Origin of the sequence: Streptomyces sp. SID11385, assembly GCF_010548245.1 — a bacterium.
In the GTDB taxonomy this organism is placed as follows: domain Bacteria; phylum Actinomycetota; class Actinomycetes; order Streptomycetales; family Streptomycetaceae; genus Streptomyces.
Map to the genome: position 1 here is coordinate 1 of NZ_JAAGLR010000325.1, position 17,927 is coordinate 17,927.

Below are 17,927 nucleotides of genomic sequence, written 5' to 3' on the forward strand. Positions count from 1 at the left end.
GGCCGCCTGACCGCCCCCCGCGAAGCCCCCGCGCGTCCGGCGCCCGTTCAACGGGACCAGGCACCCAGCCGCCCCTACCGCTCGCCCGCTCCGTACACGACGGCCCCGTCCACGCGGGCCACCGGTACGTACCCTTCGCGCAGCCACCGGCGCAGCGTCGGCGTCCGCGAGAGGCGGTACGGGGCGCCGCGCGCGTCGTCGACGACGAGGGCCGGGGGACGCGCGGCGACCTCGCGGCGGAACGTGGACCACCCGCCGCGTACCGCCCACCGCTCCCCCACCGCCGTCGTCCCCGTGCGCCCGCCGCCGAAGTTGGTGAGGAGGCCCGCGGTCAGATAGCGGCTCGCGGGCGGGCGGTGGGCGAGCCAGTACGTCTCGGGGTGCATGCCCCAGACGAGGACCGCGTCGCCGGGCGCCGTGCGGCGGGCGATCTCGGCCGCGACGCGGCGGGAGTGCTCGTAGCCGGTACGGGGCGCGAGCAGGCCCCAGGCGAGGAAGAGGGCGCAGCAAGCGGCGCAGACCGCGAGCGCGGTGCGGCGGGCACGGCGCGGCACCTGGACGAGGGCGCCCGCCCCGAGGAGCGCGAGCGGCGGTACGAGGTGCAGGAAGTAGTGGCCGAAGAAGCGCAGTCCCAGCGCGGTCGCGAGGGCCGCGCCCGCGAGCCAGAGCCACAACCAGCCGGTGCCGGGGCCGAGTCCGGTGCGCCGGGCCCGTACCGCGGCGAGGGCGGCGGGGAGCACTCCGGCCGCCGCTGCCGCGAGGAGGGCCGTGTTGACGAGGACGCGGCCCGCGAGCGTCGCGAGGGAGCCGGAGAAAGCGAGGTAGTCGCCCGAGCCCGTGAGGGTCCAGAAGAGGAAGCCGCGCGGGGCGGTGGCGAGGGCCGCGAGGAGGACCGGCAGGGCGGCCGAACCGAGGAGGAGGCCGAGGGCGCGGGCCCGGTCCCCGGCCGGGGCGCGGTGCGGGACGCACCACAGGAGCGGGAGCAGGACGGCGAGCCCGGTCTGCTTGGCGAGGAAGGCGGCGGCGAGCGCGAGCCCGGCGCCGCACCAGTGGGCGCGGTCGGCGCACCACACCGCCGCCACCGTGGCCGGGAGCATGAAGACCTCGAAGCTCGCCGCCTGGGTGTCTGCCGGGCTGAGCCCCGCGGAGAGGAGGAGGCAGAGGAGACCGGCGGCGATCCCGGCGCGGGGGCCCGCGTGGCGGCGGGCGAGCGAGGCGGTGAAGGCGGCCGTCAGGAGCCAGGCGAGGACCGCGAGGAGCCGGGGGCCGAGGAGGGTCGTGTCCCCGGTGAGGGCGAAGGAGGCCTGGTAGAGCCAGGGGACGAGCGGCGGCTTGCGGTCCACGACGGTGTCGTAGAGGCTCCCGCCGGCGGCGAGCATCCGGGCCTGGACGGCGAGGTAGCCCTCGTCCGGGTTCCACAGGGGGCGGGTGAAGGAGGGGAGGCGGACGAGGAGGGCGAGGGCCGCGAGCGCGGGGAGCAGCCGCCACCAGTAGCGGTCGCGGACGGCGGGCGGCGGGAGGGCGGCGGCGGGCGCGGTGGCCGGGGGCGGGGACGGCGGTGGGGGCGGGGCGAGCATGACGCTCAACCTATCCGCCCCCTTCGCCCTGCTTTACCCCTTGCCGGGTGGGTTGCCGTGAGTGTCGAGGCGGCTGTGGCGGTGCCCGTAGGCCCCGTAGAGGATCGTGCCGAGGACCATCCAGATGAGGAAGCGGAGCCAGGTCTCGGCCGGGAGGTTGAGCATGAGCCAGAGCGAGGCGAGGACCGAGGCGATCGGCAGCCAGGGCACGAGCGGGGTGCGGAAGGAGCGGTGGAGGTCGGGGCGGGTGCGGCGCAGGATGATGACGCCGAGCGCCACGACGACGAAGGCGAACAGGGTGCCGATGTTGACGAGTTCGGCGAGTTCGTCGATCGAGGTGAACCCGGCGACGACCGCGACGACGCCGCCGAGCAGCGCGGTGGAGCGGTAGGGGGAGCCGAAGCGCGGGTGCACCTTGGAGAAGCCCTTGGGCAGCAGGCCGTCGCGGCTCATGGCGAAGAAGACGCGGGTCTGGCCGAGGAGCAGGATCATGCAGACGGAGGTGAGCCCGACCGCCGCGCCGAAGCTGATGAGCCCGGCCCAGAAGGGGTGCCCGACGGCCTTGAAGGCGTCGGCGAGCGGGGCGTCCACGGTGAGGTCGGTGTACTTCTGCATGCCGGTGACGACGATCGAGACGGCGATGTAGAGGACCGTGCAGATGGCGAGGGAGCCGAGGATGCCGCGCGGGACGTCGCGCTGCGGGTTGCGGGTCTCCTCGGCGGCGGTCGCGACGACGTCGAAGCCGATGAAGGCGAAGAAGACGACCGCGGCGGCCGTGAAGATGCCCATGGCGCCGAAGTTCGACGGGGTGAAGCCGGCGATGAGCTGGATGAGCGGGGCGGTGAGCCCGCCGCCGCCCTCGGTGGGCTGGGAAGGGGGCACGAAGGGGTCGTAGTTGGCGCCCGTGACGAAGAAGGCGCCGACGATGACGACGATCAGGACGACGGTCACCTTGACGGCGACGATGACGTTCGTGACGCGCGAGGAGAGCTTCGTGCCCGCGACGAGGATGCCGGTCAGGACGAGCACGAGGAGAGCCGCGAGGAGGTCGAAGCCGAAGTGCCCGTCGTGCGTGCCGCTGAGCCATTGCGGCAGGTGGAAGCCGGCGGTGTCGAGCAGGGAGCGGATGTAGCCGGACCAGCCGACCGCCACCACCGCCGAGCCGAGCGCGAGTTCGAGGATGAGGTCCCAGCCGATGATCCAGGCGGGGAACTCGCCGAGCGAGGCGTAGGAGAAGGTGTACGCGGAGCCGGCGACCGGGACCGTCGAGGAGAACTCGGCGTAGCACAGCGCGGCGAGCACGCACACGACCCCGGCGACGGCGAAGGCGATCGCGACCGAGGGGCCCGCGTTCTGCTTGGCGACCTTCCCCGTGAGCACGAAGATCCCGGTGCCGATGACGACCCCGACGCCGAAGACGGTGAGGTCGAGGGCCGAGAGGGATTTCCGGAGCGAGTGCTCGGGGTCCTCGGTGTCTCTGATCGACTGTTCGATGTTCTTCGTACGGAAGAGGCTACGGCTGTTCAACGGGGCGACCTCCCACCCTCGGGTGCACGCATGATCGCGAAGGCGATGGGCCACGCGTGCCCGCCCACGGCGTCTTTCACACGAACGGGCCGCCGTTTCCACCCCTGAGAGGGGTTTCGGCGGCGGCCCGTACCCGGAGGGAGCAGCGCGCCGCTCCCCCGGGGCGCGCTGCTCGCGCGCCCCGGTGTTCGCTCAGTCGCGCGTGCGCTCCACCCGCTCGTCGGCGGCGGCCCGCTCCGTCTCGTACGCGCCCTGGAGGCCCGCGACGAGTCCGGTGACCTGACGGGCGATGTCGGGTGCCGTGAGGCCGATCTCGGCGAGCACCTCCTTGCGCGAGGCGTGGTCGAGGAAGCGCGGCGGGATGCCGAAGTCGCGCAGCGGGAGGTCGACGCCCGCGTCCCGCAGCGCCTGCGCGATCGCGGAGCCGACGCCGCCGACGCGGCTGTTGTCCTCGACGGTGACGACGATGCGGTGCTTCTCGGCGAGTGGGGCCAGCGCCTCGTCGACCGGCTTGACCCAGCGCGGGTCGACGACGGTCGTGGAGATGCCCTGCTTGTCGAGGAGCTTCGCGGTCTCCAGGCACATCGGGGCGAGCGCGCCGACGGAGACGAGGAGCACATCGGGGTGCTCGGTGCCCGCCTCGCGCAGCACGTCCATGCCGCCGACGCGGCCCACGGCCGGGACGGCGGGGCCCACGACGCCCTTGGAGTAGCGGACCACGGTCGGCGCGTCGTCCACGGCGACGGCCTCGCGGAGCTGGGCGCGCAGCTGTTCGGCGTCGCGCGGCGCGGAGATCCGCAGGGTCGGGACGATCTGGAGCAGCGACATGTCCCACATGCCGTTGTGCGAGGCGCCGTCGTCGCCCGTGACGCCCGCGCGGTCCAGGACGAAGGTCACGCCACACTTGTGCAGGGCGACGTCCATGAGCACCTGGTCGAAGGCGCGGTTGAGGAAGGTCGCGTACACCGCGAAGACGGGGTGCAGGCCGCCGGTGGCGAGCCCGGCGGCGGAGACGGCCGCGTGCTGCTCGGCGATGCCGACGTCGTAGACGCGCTCGGGGAAGGCCTCGGCGAACTTCTTGAGGCCGACCGGCTGGAGCATCGCGGCGGTGATCGCGACGAGGTCCTCGCGCTCGCGGCCGATGCGGACCATCTCGTCGCCGAAGACGGAGGTCCAGCTCGCCGCCGCGGTCTTGATCGGCAGGCCGGTGTCGGGGTGGATCGGGCCGATGCCGTGGAAGCGGTCCGCCTCGTCGTGCTCCGCGTGCTCGTAGCCGCGGCCCTTCTGCGTGATGCAGTGCACGATGACGGGGCCGCCGAAGCGCTTGGCGCGCGTCAGGGCGGACTCCAGGGCCTCCATGTCGTGGCCGTCGATGGGGCCGACGTACTTCAGGCCGAGGTCCTCGAACATGCCCTGCGGGGCGATGAAGTCCTTCAGGCCCTTCTTCGCGCCGTGCAGCGTCTCGTAGAGCGGGCGGCCCACGACGGGGGTGCGTTCCAGCATCTCCTTGCCGCGGGTGAGGAAGCGCTCGTAGCCGTCGGTGGTGCGGAGCGTGGCGAGGTGGTTCGCGAGGCCGCCGATCGTCGGCGCGTAGGAGCGCTCGTTGTCGTTGACGACGATGACGAGGGGCCGGTCCTTGGCCGCGGCGATGTTGTTGAGCGCTTCCCAGGCCATGCCCCCGGTGAGCGCGCCGTCGCCGATGACGGCGACGACGTGGTCGTCCTTGCCGAGCACCTGGTTGGCCTTGGCGAGGCCGTCGGCCCAGCCGAGCACCGTCGAGGCGTGGCTGTTCTCGATGACGTCGTGCTCGGACTCGGCGCGCGAGGGGTAGCCGGAGAGGCCGCCCTTCGTGCGCAGTCGCGAGAAGTCCTGGCGACCGGTGAGGAGCTTGTGCACGTACGCCTGGTGGCCGGTGTCGAAGAGGACGCGGTCGCGCGGCGATTCGAAGACGCGGTGCAGGGCGATCGTCAGTTCGACGACCCCGAGGTTGGGGCCGAGGTGGCCGCCGGTCTTGGAAACGGCCTCCACGAGGAAGGTCCTGATCTCCCCGGCCAGCTCGTCGAGCTGCTCAGGGCTGAGCCGGTCCAGATCGCGCGGTCCCGTGATGCGGGTCAGCAGCGGCACCCGTGCCTCCTTGCAGTAGAGCTGTCGAGCCTTGCCGGGTCTGGCGGTCTTGCGAGTCTAGTGTTCCGCCTCCGGCCCTCGTCACCGGTTCCGGGCGACCTGTGTCACTTCGGGCGCGGTGGCGGGGCCGGTCCATGATCCACCCTGCCGGGAGCGGGGGCCAGCCGGGGGGCCGTTTGCCGCACGGGGCGCTTCGCGCGGCGGGCGGGAGTGCGACCACATGCGGGTGCCCCGCCTCCCCCGTACGTATACGGGGGGACGGGGCAGCCCGGCGCCGGCGGCCGTCAGGCGCGGCCGGCGGACTTCTGGGTCTTGCGGGTCACGGAGTCGATGACGACCGTGGCCAGCAGGACCGCGCCGGTGATCATGTACTGGACCGGCGAGGCGACGCCCTCCAGGGCGAGCCCGTTCTGGATCGAGCTGATCACGAGGACACCGAGCAGCGCGTGCCAGGTGCGGCCGCGGCCACCGAAGAGGCTGACGCCGCCGATCACGGCCGCCGCGATGGAGTTCATCAGCAGGTCACCGGTACCGGCGCCCTGGTTGGCGGTGGCGATCTTCGAGGCCAGGAAGAGGCCGCCGGCGCCCGCGAAGGCGCCCGCGATGCCGAAGACCGAGACGCGGATCATGGTCACGTTGATGCCCGCGCGCCGCGAGGCCTCGACGCTGCCACCGAGGGCGAAGACCTTGCGGCCGTAGGAGGTGCGGCGCAGCACGAAGTCCGTGAGGACGACGAGGGCGAGGAAGACGATCAGCGCGAGCGGGGTGCCCTTGTACTGGTTGAGCATGATCGCCACGGCGAAGGCCAGGACGGCGAGCAGCACGGTCCGCAGGATGATCTCGCTGAGCGGACGCGAGGGGACGTCGGCCGCCTTGCGGCGGCGGGAGTCGGCGAACGAGCTCAGGAAGAAGAGCACCACGGTGACGAGCGCGAGGCCGTAGCCCACGGCGACGTCGCTGAAGTAGTACGTGGTGAGCTTGACGATCCCGCCGTCGGGGTTGAGGTTGATCGTCCCGTTGTCGCCGAGGATCTGGAGCATGAAGCCCTGCCAGAACAGCAGTCCGGCGAGGGTGACGGCGAAGGCGGGGGCGCCGAGGCGGGCGAAGAAGAAGCCGTGGATGGCGCCGATGACGAGGCAGGTGACGATGGCGACGAGGATCGCCAGCCAGTCGTTCATCCCGTGGTTGACGGAGAGGACCGCCGAGAAGGCGCCCGCGACACCGCTGACCGAGCCGACGGAGAGGTCGATCTCACCGAGCAGCAGGACGAAGACGATACCCACCGCGATGAGCCCCGTACCGACCATGGTGATGCTCATGGCGGTGAGGTTGCCGGCGGTGAGGAAGCCCGAGTTCAGGCTCTGGAAGATGATCCAGATGACGACGAGACCGGCGATGACGGGCATGGTGCCGAGCTCGCCGCCGCGTATCTTGCGCTTGAACTCGGTCCAGTAGCCCGCGAAACCCTGCTCGCGCACGAGGAGGCGGGGGTCGACCGCGGCGACGGAGCCCGCGGCGCTCTCCGGGTTGCTGGTGCTGTCCTGCACCGCCCCCGGGTTGTCCTTCTTCACGTTCTGGGCGCTCACTTCTGCACTCCCACACTGCGGGCCGCGCGGCGGGTCACGGCGTTCTCCGTGGCACCGGTGATGGCGGAGATGATGTCTTCCTGGGAGGTCGTCTTCACGGGGAAGACACCGTTGTTGCGACCGAGCCGCAGTACGGCGACGTTGTCCGCGACGGACTTCACGTCGGCCATGTTGTGGCTGATGAGCACGACCGCGAGGCCCTGCTCGCGCAGGCGCTCCACGAGGTCGAGGACCTGGGCGGTCTGCTCGACACCGAGAGCGGCGGTCGGCTCGTCGAGGATGACGAGCTTGGGCTCACCGAGCATCGAGCGGGCGATGGCGACGGTCTGGCGCTGACCACCCGAGAGCGAGGCGACCGGGATGCGGACGCTCGGGATGCGGATGGAGAGCGTGGTGAGCAGCTCGCGGGCGCGGCGCTCCATCTCGACCTCGTCGAGCACGCCCCAGCGGCGCACCTCGCGGCCGAGGAAGAGGTTGCCGACCACGTCCAGGTTGTCGCAGAGCGACAGGTCCTGGTACACGGTGGCGATGCCCAGCTCCTGGGCGTCGTGGGGGCGGTTGATCGAGACCGGGCGGCCCTCCCACTCGATGACACCGTCATCGATGGAGTGGGCACCCGCGATCGTCTTGACCAGAGTGGACTTACCGGCGCCGTTGTCGCCCACCAGGGCGAGCACCTCACCAGCGTGGACTTCAAGCTCTACGTCGGTGAGCGCCTGAACGGCACCGAACCGCTTGGAGACCCCGCGCAACGCCAACACGGGCGCAGCGGACACGTGAACCATCTCCTTCGCCGCCTGACCGGCGGGGATGCCGCGTCCGGTGGGGGTGACCGGACGCGGTGGGTCGAGCAGATTGGGGGGAGTTCCCACCCCGGTGGTCCGTCCGGCGCCCCGTCCCGTTAGCGGGACTGTTGAGGGGGCGGGGCGCCGGACAGGTCTGGGTGGGAGCGGGACGAGGGCGCTCACGGTCCGGGGACCTTGTGAGCGCCGTCCCGGCCGCGCTTACTTCAGGCCGGCCTTGTCGCAGGCGTCCTTGTAGTTGGCGGTGCAGATCTCGGAGAGCTTGTAGAACTTCTCCTTCAGGACGGTGTCCTGGATGTTGTCCGTGGTCAGCGAGACAACGGGGATGATCTTGCTCGGGATCGCCTTCTTGGAGCCGCTGTCGACCTTGTCCGGGGTCAGCGAGCCGAGGTCCTCGCCCTTGCCGACCGCGACGGCCAGCTCGGCGACCGTGTTGGCCTCGGTCGGGTAGGACTTGTACACGCTCATGTACTGCTCACCGGTGAGGATGCGCTGCACGGCGGCCAGCTCGGCGTCCTGACCGGTCACCGGGGGGAGCGGCTTGATGCCGGCGGCCTTGAGGGCGGTGATGATACCGCCGGCCATGCCGTCGTTGGCGGAGTAGACGCCGACGATGTTCTTCTTGCCGAGAGCCGAGATGGCGCCCTCCATGTTGGAGTTGGCGTTCTCCGGCTTCCACTCCTTGGTGTCGTACTCCTTGCCGACGTTGACCTTGCCGTCGAGGACGGAGTGCGCGCCCTTCTTGTAGTCGGCCGCGTTCGGGTCGGTGGCCGACCCGTTCATCATGACGATCTTGCCCTTCTTCGCGTCGCCGCCGAGGGCCTTGAGCAGGGCCTCGCCCTGCGCCTTGCCGACCGACTGGTTGTCGAAGGAGGTGTACGCGGAGATGGGGCCCTCGGCCAGGCGGTCGTACGCGACCACCTTGATGCCGTCGCCCACGGCCTTCTCCACCGAGGAGCGGATGGCCTTGGCGTCCACGGCGTCGACGATCAGGACGTCCACCTTGTTGGTGATCATCGTGTCGACCTGCTGCGCCTGGAGGCTCGCGTCCTGCTTGGCGTTGTTGTAGATGACCGTGCCCTTGCCGTTGGTCAGTTCCTTGACCTTGGCGGTGATCAGCGGCTTGTCGAACTTCTCGTACCGAGCGGTCTGGTTCTCCGGGAGGAGCAGACCTATCTTCAGCGCGTCGCCCTTGGACTTGCTCGACGAGGACGACTTGGAGTCGTCCTTCTTGCCGTCGTCGCTCTCCTTGGCGGACCCGCAAGCGGCCAGCGAGACAGCCAGTCCTGTGGCGGCAAAGGCAAAGGCAGCACGACGCATGCGCGTGTTCATTCGAAACCTCCCTGACGAGGCCGCGTCGCTGCGGCCGAGGTGGCTGGAAGTCAACTCGGCCGCGAGAGCGGCGTCAAGGAGTTAATACTTAACGAGATGGCAACGGTGTCATGCGTTTGCTAAGTGAAGGCAGGACGCCCGGCCGGAACCGGCCCTTCCAAGAGGGTCGAATCCCCCATTTCACTCAGCGCGAGGGCCAGCGCCCCCAGCACCTCCGCCCGGCCCCCGAGGGCCCCCGGGAGGACGGAGAGCTGCCGGGCGGCGCTCGGGATCGCGTACCGCCCCACCGACTCGCGGATGGGCCCCAGGATCAGCTCCCCCGCCTCGGCGAGGTCCCCGCCGAGCACGACGCGGCTGGGGTTGAGCAGATTGCAGAGGTTCGCGACCCCGCTGCCGATGTGCCGCCCCACGTCGCCCACGACCCGCCGGCACCCGGGATCGCCCTCGCGGGCCAGGCGCACCATGCGCTCCAGCGTGAGATCGGCGCCGTGGCTGGAGTGCAGCAGCGGCAGGACGTAGCGCGCGGCCGTGAAGGTCTCCAGGCAGCCGCGGTTGCCGCAGCGGCACACCGGGCCCGCCTCGTCGAGCGTGATGTGCCCGATCTCGCCCGCCGTGCCGCCCGGGCCCCGGTAGATGCGCCCGTCGATGACGAGCCCGGCCCCGACACCGCTCGCGACCTTGATGTACGCGAGGTCGCGCACCCCGCGCCCCGCCCCCCACACCAGCTCGCCGAGCGCGCCGAGGTTGGCGTCGTTGTCGACGTGCACGGGCACCCCGAGCCGCCCGCTCAGCTCCAGCGCCGGGCGGGTCCCCGCCCAGCCCGGCAGGATCGAGGTGGAGCCGAGCGTCCCGGACTCCACGTCGATCGGGCCGGGCACGCCGAGCCCCACGCCCGCGATCTTCGCCTCGTCCACGCCGGTCGCCGAGATGAGCCGGGCGACGACCTCCTCGGCCCGGTCCAGGCCCTGCGCCGCGGAGGCGTCCACGTCGAGCGGCTCGGACTCCTCGGCGAGCACCTGGTGCGCGAGGTTGCCGAGCGCGACCCGCAGGTGCGTGTGGCCGAAGTCGACGCCGATGACGATGCCCGCGTTGCCGCTGAGCGAGACGCTGCGCGCCCGGCGCCCGCCCGCCGACGTGGGCGTGACCTCGACGGTGCCGATCTCGCGCAGCTCGCGGACGATGTTGGAGACGGTGGCCGCGGAGAGCCCGGTCGTCCGCGCGATCTCCGCCTGCGTCAGCGAACCGGCGAGCCGCACCGCCCGTACGACGCGTTCCAGATTGGCCCGGTGCAGCGACGACTGCGACCCCGGAGTCTCCATTGCCCCATCCACTCCCGCCCTCGACCGGGCACCCCGCGCGGGGGCACCCGCGACCGGTCACAAGGAGTGACGGCGGCCACGTACAAGTTATGAACTCCAAGTTCCGCTGTCGGGGTTGCCGCAGTCAAGTCCTTGACGGAGTTCGTTGTACGGGCGTGAGCGGGCCGTCACCGACCGCGGCCCGGCCCGGGACACGCGGAAGACCGCGCCCGCCGCCGCCCCGCGGGGCGTGCGACAGACGCGGTGTCTTCCGGCCGCGCCGATGCTGTGTCAGTTCGCTTGCGCGAAGGGTGAATCCCGGGGAGCGGACCTGGCTCCCCCGCTCGCGCCGCGCTCGTCCGGCTACTTCACGGCCCCCGCCGTGAGCCCTTCCTGCACCTGGCGCTGGAAGAGGATGTACGCGGCGAGCACCGGGAGCATCGCCATCACCAGCCCCGCGAAGAGGCCCGAGTAGTCGCCCTTGTACCCCTGGCTCGTGGCGAGGGCCACGAGGCCCTGGGTGAGGACCTTCTTGTCCTCGTCGGTGTTGAGCACCGTGGGCAGCAGGTACTGGTTCCACTGCCCGAGGAAGTTGAAGATGCCGACGCTGATGAGCCCGGGACGGGCCATCGGCAGCATGATCTGGAAGAAGGTGCGGGTGTGCGAGGCCCCGTCGATCATCGCCGCCTCCGCGACCGAGCCCGGCAGGGTCCGGAAGAAGGCGGTGAGGAAGAAGACCGTGAAGGGCAGCGAGTAGGCGATGTAGACGAGGATCAGGCCGTGCGTCGTGTTGAGCAGCCCGAGGTTCTTCATGACGAAGAAGAGCGGCACCAGCGCGAGGATGACCGGGAAGCTCATCCCGCCCACGAACAGGTAGTAGATGAAGCGGTTGCCGGGGAAGTCGAAGCGCGCCAGGACGTAGGCGCACATCGAGCCGAGCAGCAGCGTGCCGACGAGCGAGAAGCCCACCACGACGACCGTGTGGAGGAAGTAGTCGCTCATGTGGGCGTTGGTCCACGCCCGCGACCAGTTCTCGAAGTGCAGCGAGTCCGGCAGGGCCCACGGGTGGTTGAAGATCGACCCGTCGTCCTTGAAGGAGGTCATGACCGCCCACAGGAGCGGCATGACGACGAGGATCGCCCAGAGCACGAGGAAGCCGTGCGAGAAGACGTTGAGCACGCCGCCCGTCCTAGCTCCGCCGCGCGGCCTGGGGGTGCCCGCCGTGCCCGTACCGCCGGTCTTGCCCACCGGGCCGTCTGGACCGCCGGGGCCACCGGGGCCACCCGGACCGCCCGGGCCGCCGGGCCCGTCCGGACCGCCGGGGCCTTCCTGCCCTTCCTGACCGGGTACGAAGGCCCCCGGGGCCGCGTCGGCCGGCTCGCCCTGCTCCGCCGGGGATGGGGTGTCGGTGGTCTTCATCAGAACTCCAGCCGCTCGCGCCTGCCCAGCCGCATCACGAGGCCGGAGAAGATCAGCGTGATGACGAGCAGGGCGACGCCGATGGTCGTGGCGTAGCCCGCCTGTCCCTGGCCGAACGCCTTCTGGTAGACGAGCAGCGGCAGCACAGTGGTGGAATCGGCCGGGCCGCCGGGGCCCACCGACATGATCTGGACGACGGCGAAGGCTTCCGCGCCCAGCGAGAGGATGCCCATGTAGACCCAGCCGGACTGCACGGTGTCCCACAGCAGCGGCAGGGTGAGGCGGAAGAAGGTCGTGAAGCGACCCGCGCCGTCGAGCAGCGCGGCCTCGTACAGCTCCGAGGGGATCGAGGCCATCCCGGCCGAGAAGAGCACCACGAAGAAGCCGACCTGCGTCCACACGAGGACGGCCATGATGCACCACAGGGCGAGGTTCGGGTCCCCGAGCCACTCCGGCTGCACGCTGTCCAGACCGACGCCGCGCAGCACGGAGTTGAGCGCGCCGCTCTTCGGGTTGTAGGCGAACTGGAAGAGCAGGGCCACGATCGCGATCGAGAGGACCTGCGGGAAGAAGTAGACGATCTTGTAGAACGACGAGCCGCGCACGCCCGCGACCGCCGCGCCCTTCCGGCGCCGCCCGCCCACGTTGATCATGAACGACAGGAAGAGGGCGATCCCGAGGACGACGACGGGCAGCAGGACGACGTACGTGACGCTGTGCTGCGCCGACTTCCAGAAGGTGTCGTCGTCGAACATCTTCTTGTAGTTGTCGAACCCGACCATCTTGAAGTCGGAACTCAGGCCCGTCCAGTCCGTGAAGGAGTAGTAGATCGCCTGGATGAACGGCCAGATCACGAAGACCGCGTAGAGCGCGAGCGGGACGATCAGGAAGCCGATGATGAAGGGGTACTTGCCGCGGTCGGCCGCGGAGCGGGAGCGCTTCGGCGGCCTGGCGGTCCGGTCCGTACGTGCCGTGGGCACCTTGCCCGCGCGGACCGGACCCGTCCGCCGGGCACGGCCGGGGGCCGGGGCGGTCGCGTCCGCCCCGGCTCCGGCACCGGTGTTCTCGCTCGCCATCAGCGGTGCTTGTAGTGGGGGATCGAGTCGTCCTTGGCGGCGGCGTCGGCGAAGTCCTGGCACTTCTTGATCGCCTCGGCCGGGGTCATGCGCCCGGCCATCATCTCGCCGATCGCGCCGACGCCGATCTTCTGCTTGTTGAGGTCGACGTACCAGTCCTGGAGGCGCGGGTTGAGGACGTTCTCGCCGGCCTTGTCGAGCGCGTCGATGCCGGACTGGAGGGCGGTGGAGAGTTCGAGCCCGTCCGTGCCGCCGTTGAGGGCCGAGAGGGACTTCACCTTCTGCGTGAAGTTCTTCGAGCTGGCCTCGGAGAGCATGATGCGCAGCTGCTCCATGCCGCCGTCGGGGTTCTTGGCGTTCTTCGGGACGATGAAGGGCTCACCGCCGGAGGCCCACAGCGTGCCGAAGGGCAGCGCGTCCGAGCTGTCGAGGCTGGAGGGCGCCGCGACCTTCATCTGGAAGTCCTTCGGCGTGGTCTTCGCCGCCTCGTTCTCGACCCAGGAGCCGTTGGGGATGAAGAGCGCGTGGCCCTGGGTCCACTCGGTCTGCGACTGGATGTGGTCGAGACCGGGAGTGCCCTTGAGGACGTACCCCTTCTTGTACAGCTCGTAGTACGCCTCGAAGCCGGCCTTGACGGCCGGGTCCTTCCAGGCGTTCGGCTCCAGGTTGTCGATCGCGTCGAGTACCTTGCGGCCGCCGATCTTGCCGATGAACGGGAAGAGCGAGAAGGGGATGTAGTACGGGTACTTGCCGGCGTACGTCCAGCCGGCGATGCCCTTCTTCTTCGCCTTGGCGCAGACCTCGAGCATGTCGTCCCAGGTCTCCGGGTACTCCACGCCGAGCTTGTCGAGGTTGGTCTGCGAGTACCAGACGCCGTAGACGGTGTAGGCGTAGTTGAAGACGTAACACGCCTCGCCCTCGTACTGGCCCATCTCCACGATGCCCGGGCGCAGGGTGTCGCGCACCTTCTTGGCGGGGTCGTCGTAGGAGGGGGCGTCGAGGAGCGGGGTGAGGTCGGCGAGCTGCTTCTTGCCGACGAGGACGCCCATGTCCATCTGCTCGGCGCCGGAGTTGTCGATGAGGTCCGGCGGGGTGCCGCCGTTGAAACGGGGCTGGAGCGTGGACTGGATCTTCTGGGTCGGGGTGAACTTCACCTGCGCCTTGGGGAAGTTCTTCTCGTAGATCGCGACGGCGTCCTTGCCGTACTCGCTGCCGAAGCCGCCGTCGAAGAGGACGAAGTCGAGCGGGGCGCTCTCGTTGACGCCGAGCGGGTTCTTCTTGCTCTTGGTGCCCTTCTTCTCGGGCTTGTCGTCGGAGCCGCTGTCGCTGCTGGCGCAGGAGGCCAGGAAGCTCATCGTGGGCACGGTGACAAGGCCGATCGCGGCGGAACGCTTGATGAGGTCGCGCCGGCCGAGACCGTGGCCGTTCGCTCGGGAAGATCCCATGCTCAAGTCCTCGCTTTCATCCAGGACTCAGGCGGTGAACCGGACCTTCCCCGGCACCGCGGTGAAGTGTGACTGGGGTCGTGCTGGAACTGCGGGGTGCTGCGGGCCGGTTGGGTGCGGACCGGCGGCGAGCGGGCGGTGCCGCCCGGCTCTCCGTGCCCTTCTCCCCCGGTTCCGCGCGGGTCCGGCTTCCCGGCCCGGGCGGTCGCCGACAGGTATAGTCCACTTGCGGTACGGGGGGCAAGATCGAATGCCTCATTGACCTTGTAACTTTCCCTAGTTGAGACATGCGGGAAACGCCAGACAGCCGGACGTGTCGGCAACTTCCCAGTACAGAGGGGTTTTTGGGGAGACGCGCGGCGACGATTGTTCCCCCGCTCAACGAAGTGCGGGAGGGGGCGCGGCAGTTGGCCGGGACGTATCCGGAATGGAGCGCACCGCTTTCCGGAGGGACGGGAGCGCCACCCGGGACCACCGAACAAAGCACGCCGTATCACGACACGCGAAAGGGCCCCTCCCGTCACCGGGAAGAGGCCCTTCGCGCTGTGTCTTTTGCGCCGGCTTCGCCTCCGGGAGCGCCCGAGCCGGTGTCGAGCCACCCGACGTGCTCGGTCACTCGTTCCTCGCGACCTGCGCGCGACGGGCGTCTCGACACCGTCGCGCTCCCTTCGGCTCAGCCGACGGTGGGTGGCCCCGGACGGAAAGGGCCCCCTCCCGTCGCCGGGAAGGGGCCCTTCGCTCCGTGCCGCCGCCCTCAGGGGCGGCTTCGCGTCACTTGCGGATCAGCGAGCGGAGCACGTACTGCATGATGCCGCCGTTGCGGTAGTAGTCCGCCTCGCCGGGGGTGTCGATGCGGACGACCGCGTCGAACTCCACGCCGGTGTCGGTGGTGACCTTGACCGTGCGGGGGGTCGTGCCGTTGTTCAGCTCGGTCACGCCGGAGAAGGAGAAGGTCTCCTCGCCGGTGAGGCCGAGGGACGCGGCGGTCTCGCCCTCGGGGAACTGGAGGGGCAGGACGCCCATGCCGATGAGGTTCGAGCGGTGGATGCGCTCGTAGGACTCGGCGATGACGGCCTTGACGCCGAGGAGCGCGGTGCCCTTGGCCGCCCAGTCGCGCGAGGAGCCGGAGCCGTACTCCTTGCCCGCCAGGACGACGAGCGGGATGCCCTGCTCGATGTAGTTGCGCGAGGCGTCGTAGATGAAGCCGACGGGGCCGCCGTCCTGCGTGAAGTCACGCGTGAAGCCGCCCTCGGTGCCCGGCGCGATCTGGTTGCGCAGGCGGATGTTGGCGAAGGTGCCGCGGATCATGACCTCGTGGTTGCCGCGGCGCGAGCCGTAGGAGTTGAAGTCGCGGCGCTCGACGCCGTGCTCCGTGAGGTACTTGCCCGCCGGGGTGTCGGCCTTGATGGCACCGGCCGGGGAGATGTGGTCGGTGGTGACCGAGTCGCCGAGCTTGGCGAGCACCCGCGCACCGGCGATGTCCTCGACCGGCGCCGGCTCCATCTCCATGCCCTCGAAGTACGGGGGCTTGCGCACGTAGGTGGACTCGGCGTCCCACTCGAAGGTGTTGCCAGTGGGAACCGGGAGGGCCTGCCACTGCGCGTCGCCCGCGAAGACGTCCTCGTAGGACTTCTCGAACATGTCCTCGCCGATGGCGCTCGCGACGACCTCGTTGACCTCGGCCTCGCTCGGCCAGACGTCCGCGAGGAAGACCGGCTTGCCGTTCTGGTCGGTGCCCAGCGCGTCCTTGGTGATGTCGATCTTCATCGACCCGGCGAGCGCGTAGGCGACGACGAGCGGCGGGGACGCCAGGTAGTTCATCTTGACGTCGGGGTTGATCCGGCCCTCGAAGTTGCGGTTGCCGGAGAGCACCGAGGTGACGGCGAGGTCGTTGTCGTTGACGGCCTGGGAGACCTCGTCGGGCAGCGGGCCCGAGTTGCCGATGCAGGTCGTGCAGCCGTAACCGACCAGGTTGAAGCCGACCTTGTCGAGGTACGGGGTCAGGCCCGCCTTGTCGAAGTAGTCGGTGACGACCTTCGAGCCCGGGGCGAGGGTGGTCTTGACCCACGGCTTGCGGGTCAGGCCCTTCTCGACCGCCTTCTTCGCCACGAGCGCCGCGGCGACCATGACGTACGGGTTCGAGGTGTTGGTGCAGGAGGTGATCGCGGCGACGGTGACGGCGCCGTGGTCCAGCTCGTACGTCGTGCCGTCGGGGGCCGTCACGGTCGCCGGGTTGCTCGGCACGCCGTTGGAGACGGCCGGGGAGTCGGAGGCCGGGAAGGACTCCTGGCCCGCCTCGTCCACGCTCGTGTCCGAGACGTAGTTGCGCACGTCGGAGGCGAACTGCTGGGCGGCCTCGGCCAGGATGATGCGGTCCTGGGGGCGCTTCGGGCCCGCGATGGAGGGGACGACCGTGGAGAGGTCCAGCTCCAGCTTCTCGGAGAAGTCCGGCTCGGCGGCCGGGTCGAGCCACAGTCCCTGCTCCTTGGCGTACGCCTCGACCAGGTCAACCTGCTGCTTGCTGCGGCCGGTCAGGCGCAGGTAGTTCAGGGTCTCGTCGTCGATCGGGAAGATCGCGGCGGTGGAGCCGAACTCCGGCGACATGTTGCCGATGGTGGCGCGGTTGGCGAGCGAGGTGGCGGCGACGCCCTCGCCGTAGAACTCGACGAACTTGCCGACCACACCGTGCTTGCGGAGCATCTCGGTGATGGTGAGCACGAGGTCGGTCGCGGTCGTACCGGCCTTCAGCTCACCGGTGAGCTTGAAGCCGACGACGCGCGGGATGAGCATCGAGACCGGCTGGCCGAGCATCGCGGCCTCGGCCTCGATGCCGCCGACGCCCCAGCCGAGCACACCGAGGCCGTTGACCATCGTGGTGTGCGAGTCGGTGCCGACGAGGGTGTCGGGGTACGCCTGGCCGTTACGGACCATGACCGTACGGGCCAGGTGCTCGATGTTGACCTGGTGGACGATGCCGGTGCCCGGCGGGACGACCTTGAACTCGTCGAAGGCGGTCTGGCCCCAGCGCAGGAACTGGTAGCGCTCGCGGTTGCGGCCGTACTCCAGCTCCACGTTCTCCTTGAACGCGTCGTTGGTGCCGAACTTGTCCGCGATGACCGAGTGGTCGATGACCAGCTCGGCGGGGGCGAGCGGGTTGATCTTGGAGGCGTCGCCGCCCAGCTCCTTCACGGCCTCGCGCATCGTGGCGAGGTCCACGACGCAGGGAACGCCGGTGAAGTCCTGCATGATCACACGGGCGGGGGTGAACTGGATCTCCTGGCTCGGCTGGGCCTGGGAGTCCCAGTTGCCGATCGACCGGATGTGGTCGGCGGTGATGTTCGCGCCGTCCTCCGTGCGGAGCAGGTTCTCCAGCAGCACCTTGAGGCTGTAGGGAAGGCGAGCAGAGCCCTCGACCTTGTCCAGCCTGAAGATCTCGTACGACTCGTCACCCACGCGCAGCGTGCTGCGGGCGTCGAAGCTGTTCGCCGACACGACAGTCTCCTTCATTTCTGTGCGCGTACCACCACAATGCTGCCGCCATGCCGCCGGTCCCGTCAGCTAAGGTAAGACTTAGTTAGGTAACCCTTACCCGGGGCGGCGGTCGCGGTGCGCCTCGGCAGATATCTCGATGTCGAGATAACTCTAGTACACGCGGCCCGCCCGGTCATGCCCCGGGCCGCCCCGCCCCGCCCGGGAAGCGGACGGCGCGGGGCGGTCCGGGGCGGGCGGCGGCGGGTGGG

General features: G+C 70.1%; 11 protein-coding genes. All 11 read right to left on the bottom strand.

Annotated elements, in window-relative coordinates; translation table 11 throughout:
• Positions 1-74 precede the first annotated feature (74 nt).
• Entirely contained in the window at positions 75-1,577 is a 1,503-nt protein-coding gene (locus G3I42_RS09865; RefSeq protein ID WP_164284362.1) for a glycosyltransferase family 39 protein, read from the bottom strand.
• 33 nt (positions 1,578-1,610) lie between these two features.
• Positions 1,611-3,104, bottom strand: a complete 1,494-nt coding sequence (locus tag G3I42_RS09870; protein ID WP_164284364.1) for an amino acid permease — start codon at positions 3,102-3,104, stop codon at positions 1,611-1,613.
• 192 nt (positions 3,105-3,296) lie between these two features.
• Positions 3,297-5,228, bottom strand: a complete 1,932-nt coding sequence (gene dxs, locus G3I42_RS09875; protein WP_164284366.1) for a 1-deoxy-D-xylulose-5-phosphate synthase — start codon at positions 5,226-5,228, stop codon at positions 3,297-3,299.
• Between the two features lie 284 nt (positions 5,229-5,512).
• The gene (locus tag G3I42_RS09880; protein WP_164284368.1) at positions 5,513-6,814 is read right to left on the bottom strand and encodes a sugar ABC transporter permease; all 1,302 of its coding nucleotides are present in this window, start codon (positions 6,812-6,814) and stop codon (positions 5,513-5,515) included.
• Positions 6,811-7,599 carry an ATP-binding cassette domain-containing protein gene (locus G3I42_RS09885; protein ID WP_164284380.1) on the bottom strand — a complete coding sequence of 263 codons (789 nt, stop codon included), beginning with the start codon at positions 7,597-7,599 and terminating at the stop codon, positions 6,811-6,813. Before G3I42_RS09885 ends, G3I42_RS09880 begins: the two co-directional genes overlap by 4 nt.
• 219 nt (positions 7,600-7,818) lie before the next feature.
• The gene (locus G3I42_RS09890) at positions 7,819-8,949 is read right to left on the bottom strand and encodes a sugar ABC transporter substrate-binding protein (protein ID WP_164284370.1); all 1,131 of its coding nucleotides are present in this window, start codon (positions 8,947-8,949) and stop codon (positions 7,819-7,821) included.
• Positions 8,950-9,068: 119 nt separating this feature from the next.
• Complete coding sequence (locus G3I42_RS09895; protein WP_164284372.1) at positions 9,069-10,268, bottom strand: ROK family transcriptional regulator; 1,200 nt, start codon at positions 10,266-10,268, stop codon at positions 9,069-9,071.
• Between the two features lie 342 nt (positions 10,269-10,610).
• The gene (locus tag G3I42_RS09900) at positions 10,611-11,666 is read right to left on the bottom strand and encodes a carbohydrate ABC transporter permease (protein WP_164284374.1); all 1,056 of its coding nucleotides are present in this window, start codon (positions 11,664-11,666) and stop codon (positions 10,611-10,613) included.
• Entirely contained in the window at positions 11,666-12,742 is a 1,077-nt protein-coding gene (locus G3I42_RS09905; RefSeq protein ID WP_239096363.1) for a sugar ABC transporter permease, read from the bottom strand. Before G3I42_RS09905 ends, G3I42_RS09900 begins: the two co-directional genes overlap by 1 nt.
• The gene (ngcE, locus tag G3I42_RS09910) at positions 12,742-14,187 is read right to left on the bottom strand and encodes an N-acetylglucosamine/diacetylchitobiose ABC transporter substrate-binding protein (protein ID WP_164284376.1); all 1,446 of its coding nucleotides are present in this window, start codon (positions 14,185-14,187) and stop codon (positions 12,742-12,744) included. Before ngcE ends, G3I42_RS09905 begins: the two co-directional genes overlap by 1 nt.
• 771 nt (positions 14,188-14,958) lie before the next feature.
• The gene (gene acnA / locus G3I42_RS09915; RefSeq protein ID WP_164284378.1) at positions 14,959-17,679 is read right to left on the bottom strand and encodes an aconitate hydratase AcnA; all 2,721 of its coding nucleotides are present in this window, start codon (positions 17,677-17,679) and stop codon (positions 14,959-14,961) included.
• Between the last annotated feature and the right edge of the window lie 248 nt (positions 17,680-17,927).

What these genes read in the sequence shown, in the direction of transcription:
- G3I42_RS09865 (WP_164284362.1), bottom strand. Translation starts at nt 1,577, where the DNA reads ATGCTCGCCCCGCCCCCACCGCCGTCCCCGCCCCCGGCCACCGCGCCC.
- G3I42_RS09885 (WP_164284380.1), bottom strand. Translation starts at nt 7,599, where the DNA reads ATGGTTCACGTGTCCGCTGCGCCCGTGTTGGCGTTGCGCGGGGTCTCC.
- G3I42_RS09890 (WP_164284370.1), bottom strand. Translation starts at nt 8,949, where the DNA reads ATGAACACGCGCATGCGTCGTGCTGCCTTTGCCTTTGCCGCCACAGGA.
- G3I42_RS09895 (WP_164284372.1), bottom strand. Translation starts at nt 10,268, where the DNA reads ATGGAGACTCCGGGGTCGCAGTCGTCGCTGCACCGGGCCAATCTGGAA.
- G3I42_RS09900 (WP_164284374.1), bottom strand. Translation starts at nt 11,666, where the DNA reads ATGAAGACCACCGACACCCCATCCCCGGCGGAGCAGGGCGAGCCGGCC.
- G3I42_RS09905 (WP_239096363.1), bottom strand. Translation starts at nt 12,742, where the DNA reads ATGGCGAGCGAGAACACCGGTGCCGGAGCCGGGGCGGACGCGACCGCC.
- ngcE (WP_164284376.1), bottom strand. Translation starts at nt 14,187, where the DNA reads ATGGGATCTTCCCGAGCGAACGGCCACGGTCTCGGCCGGCGCGACCTC.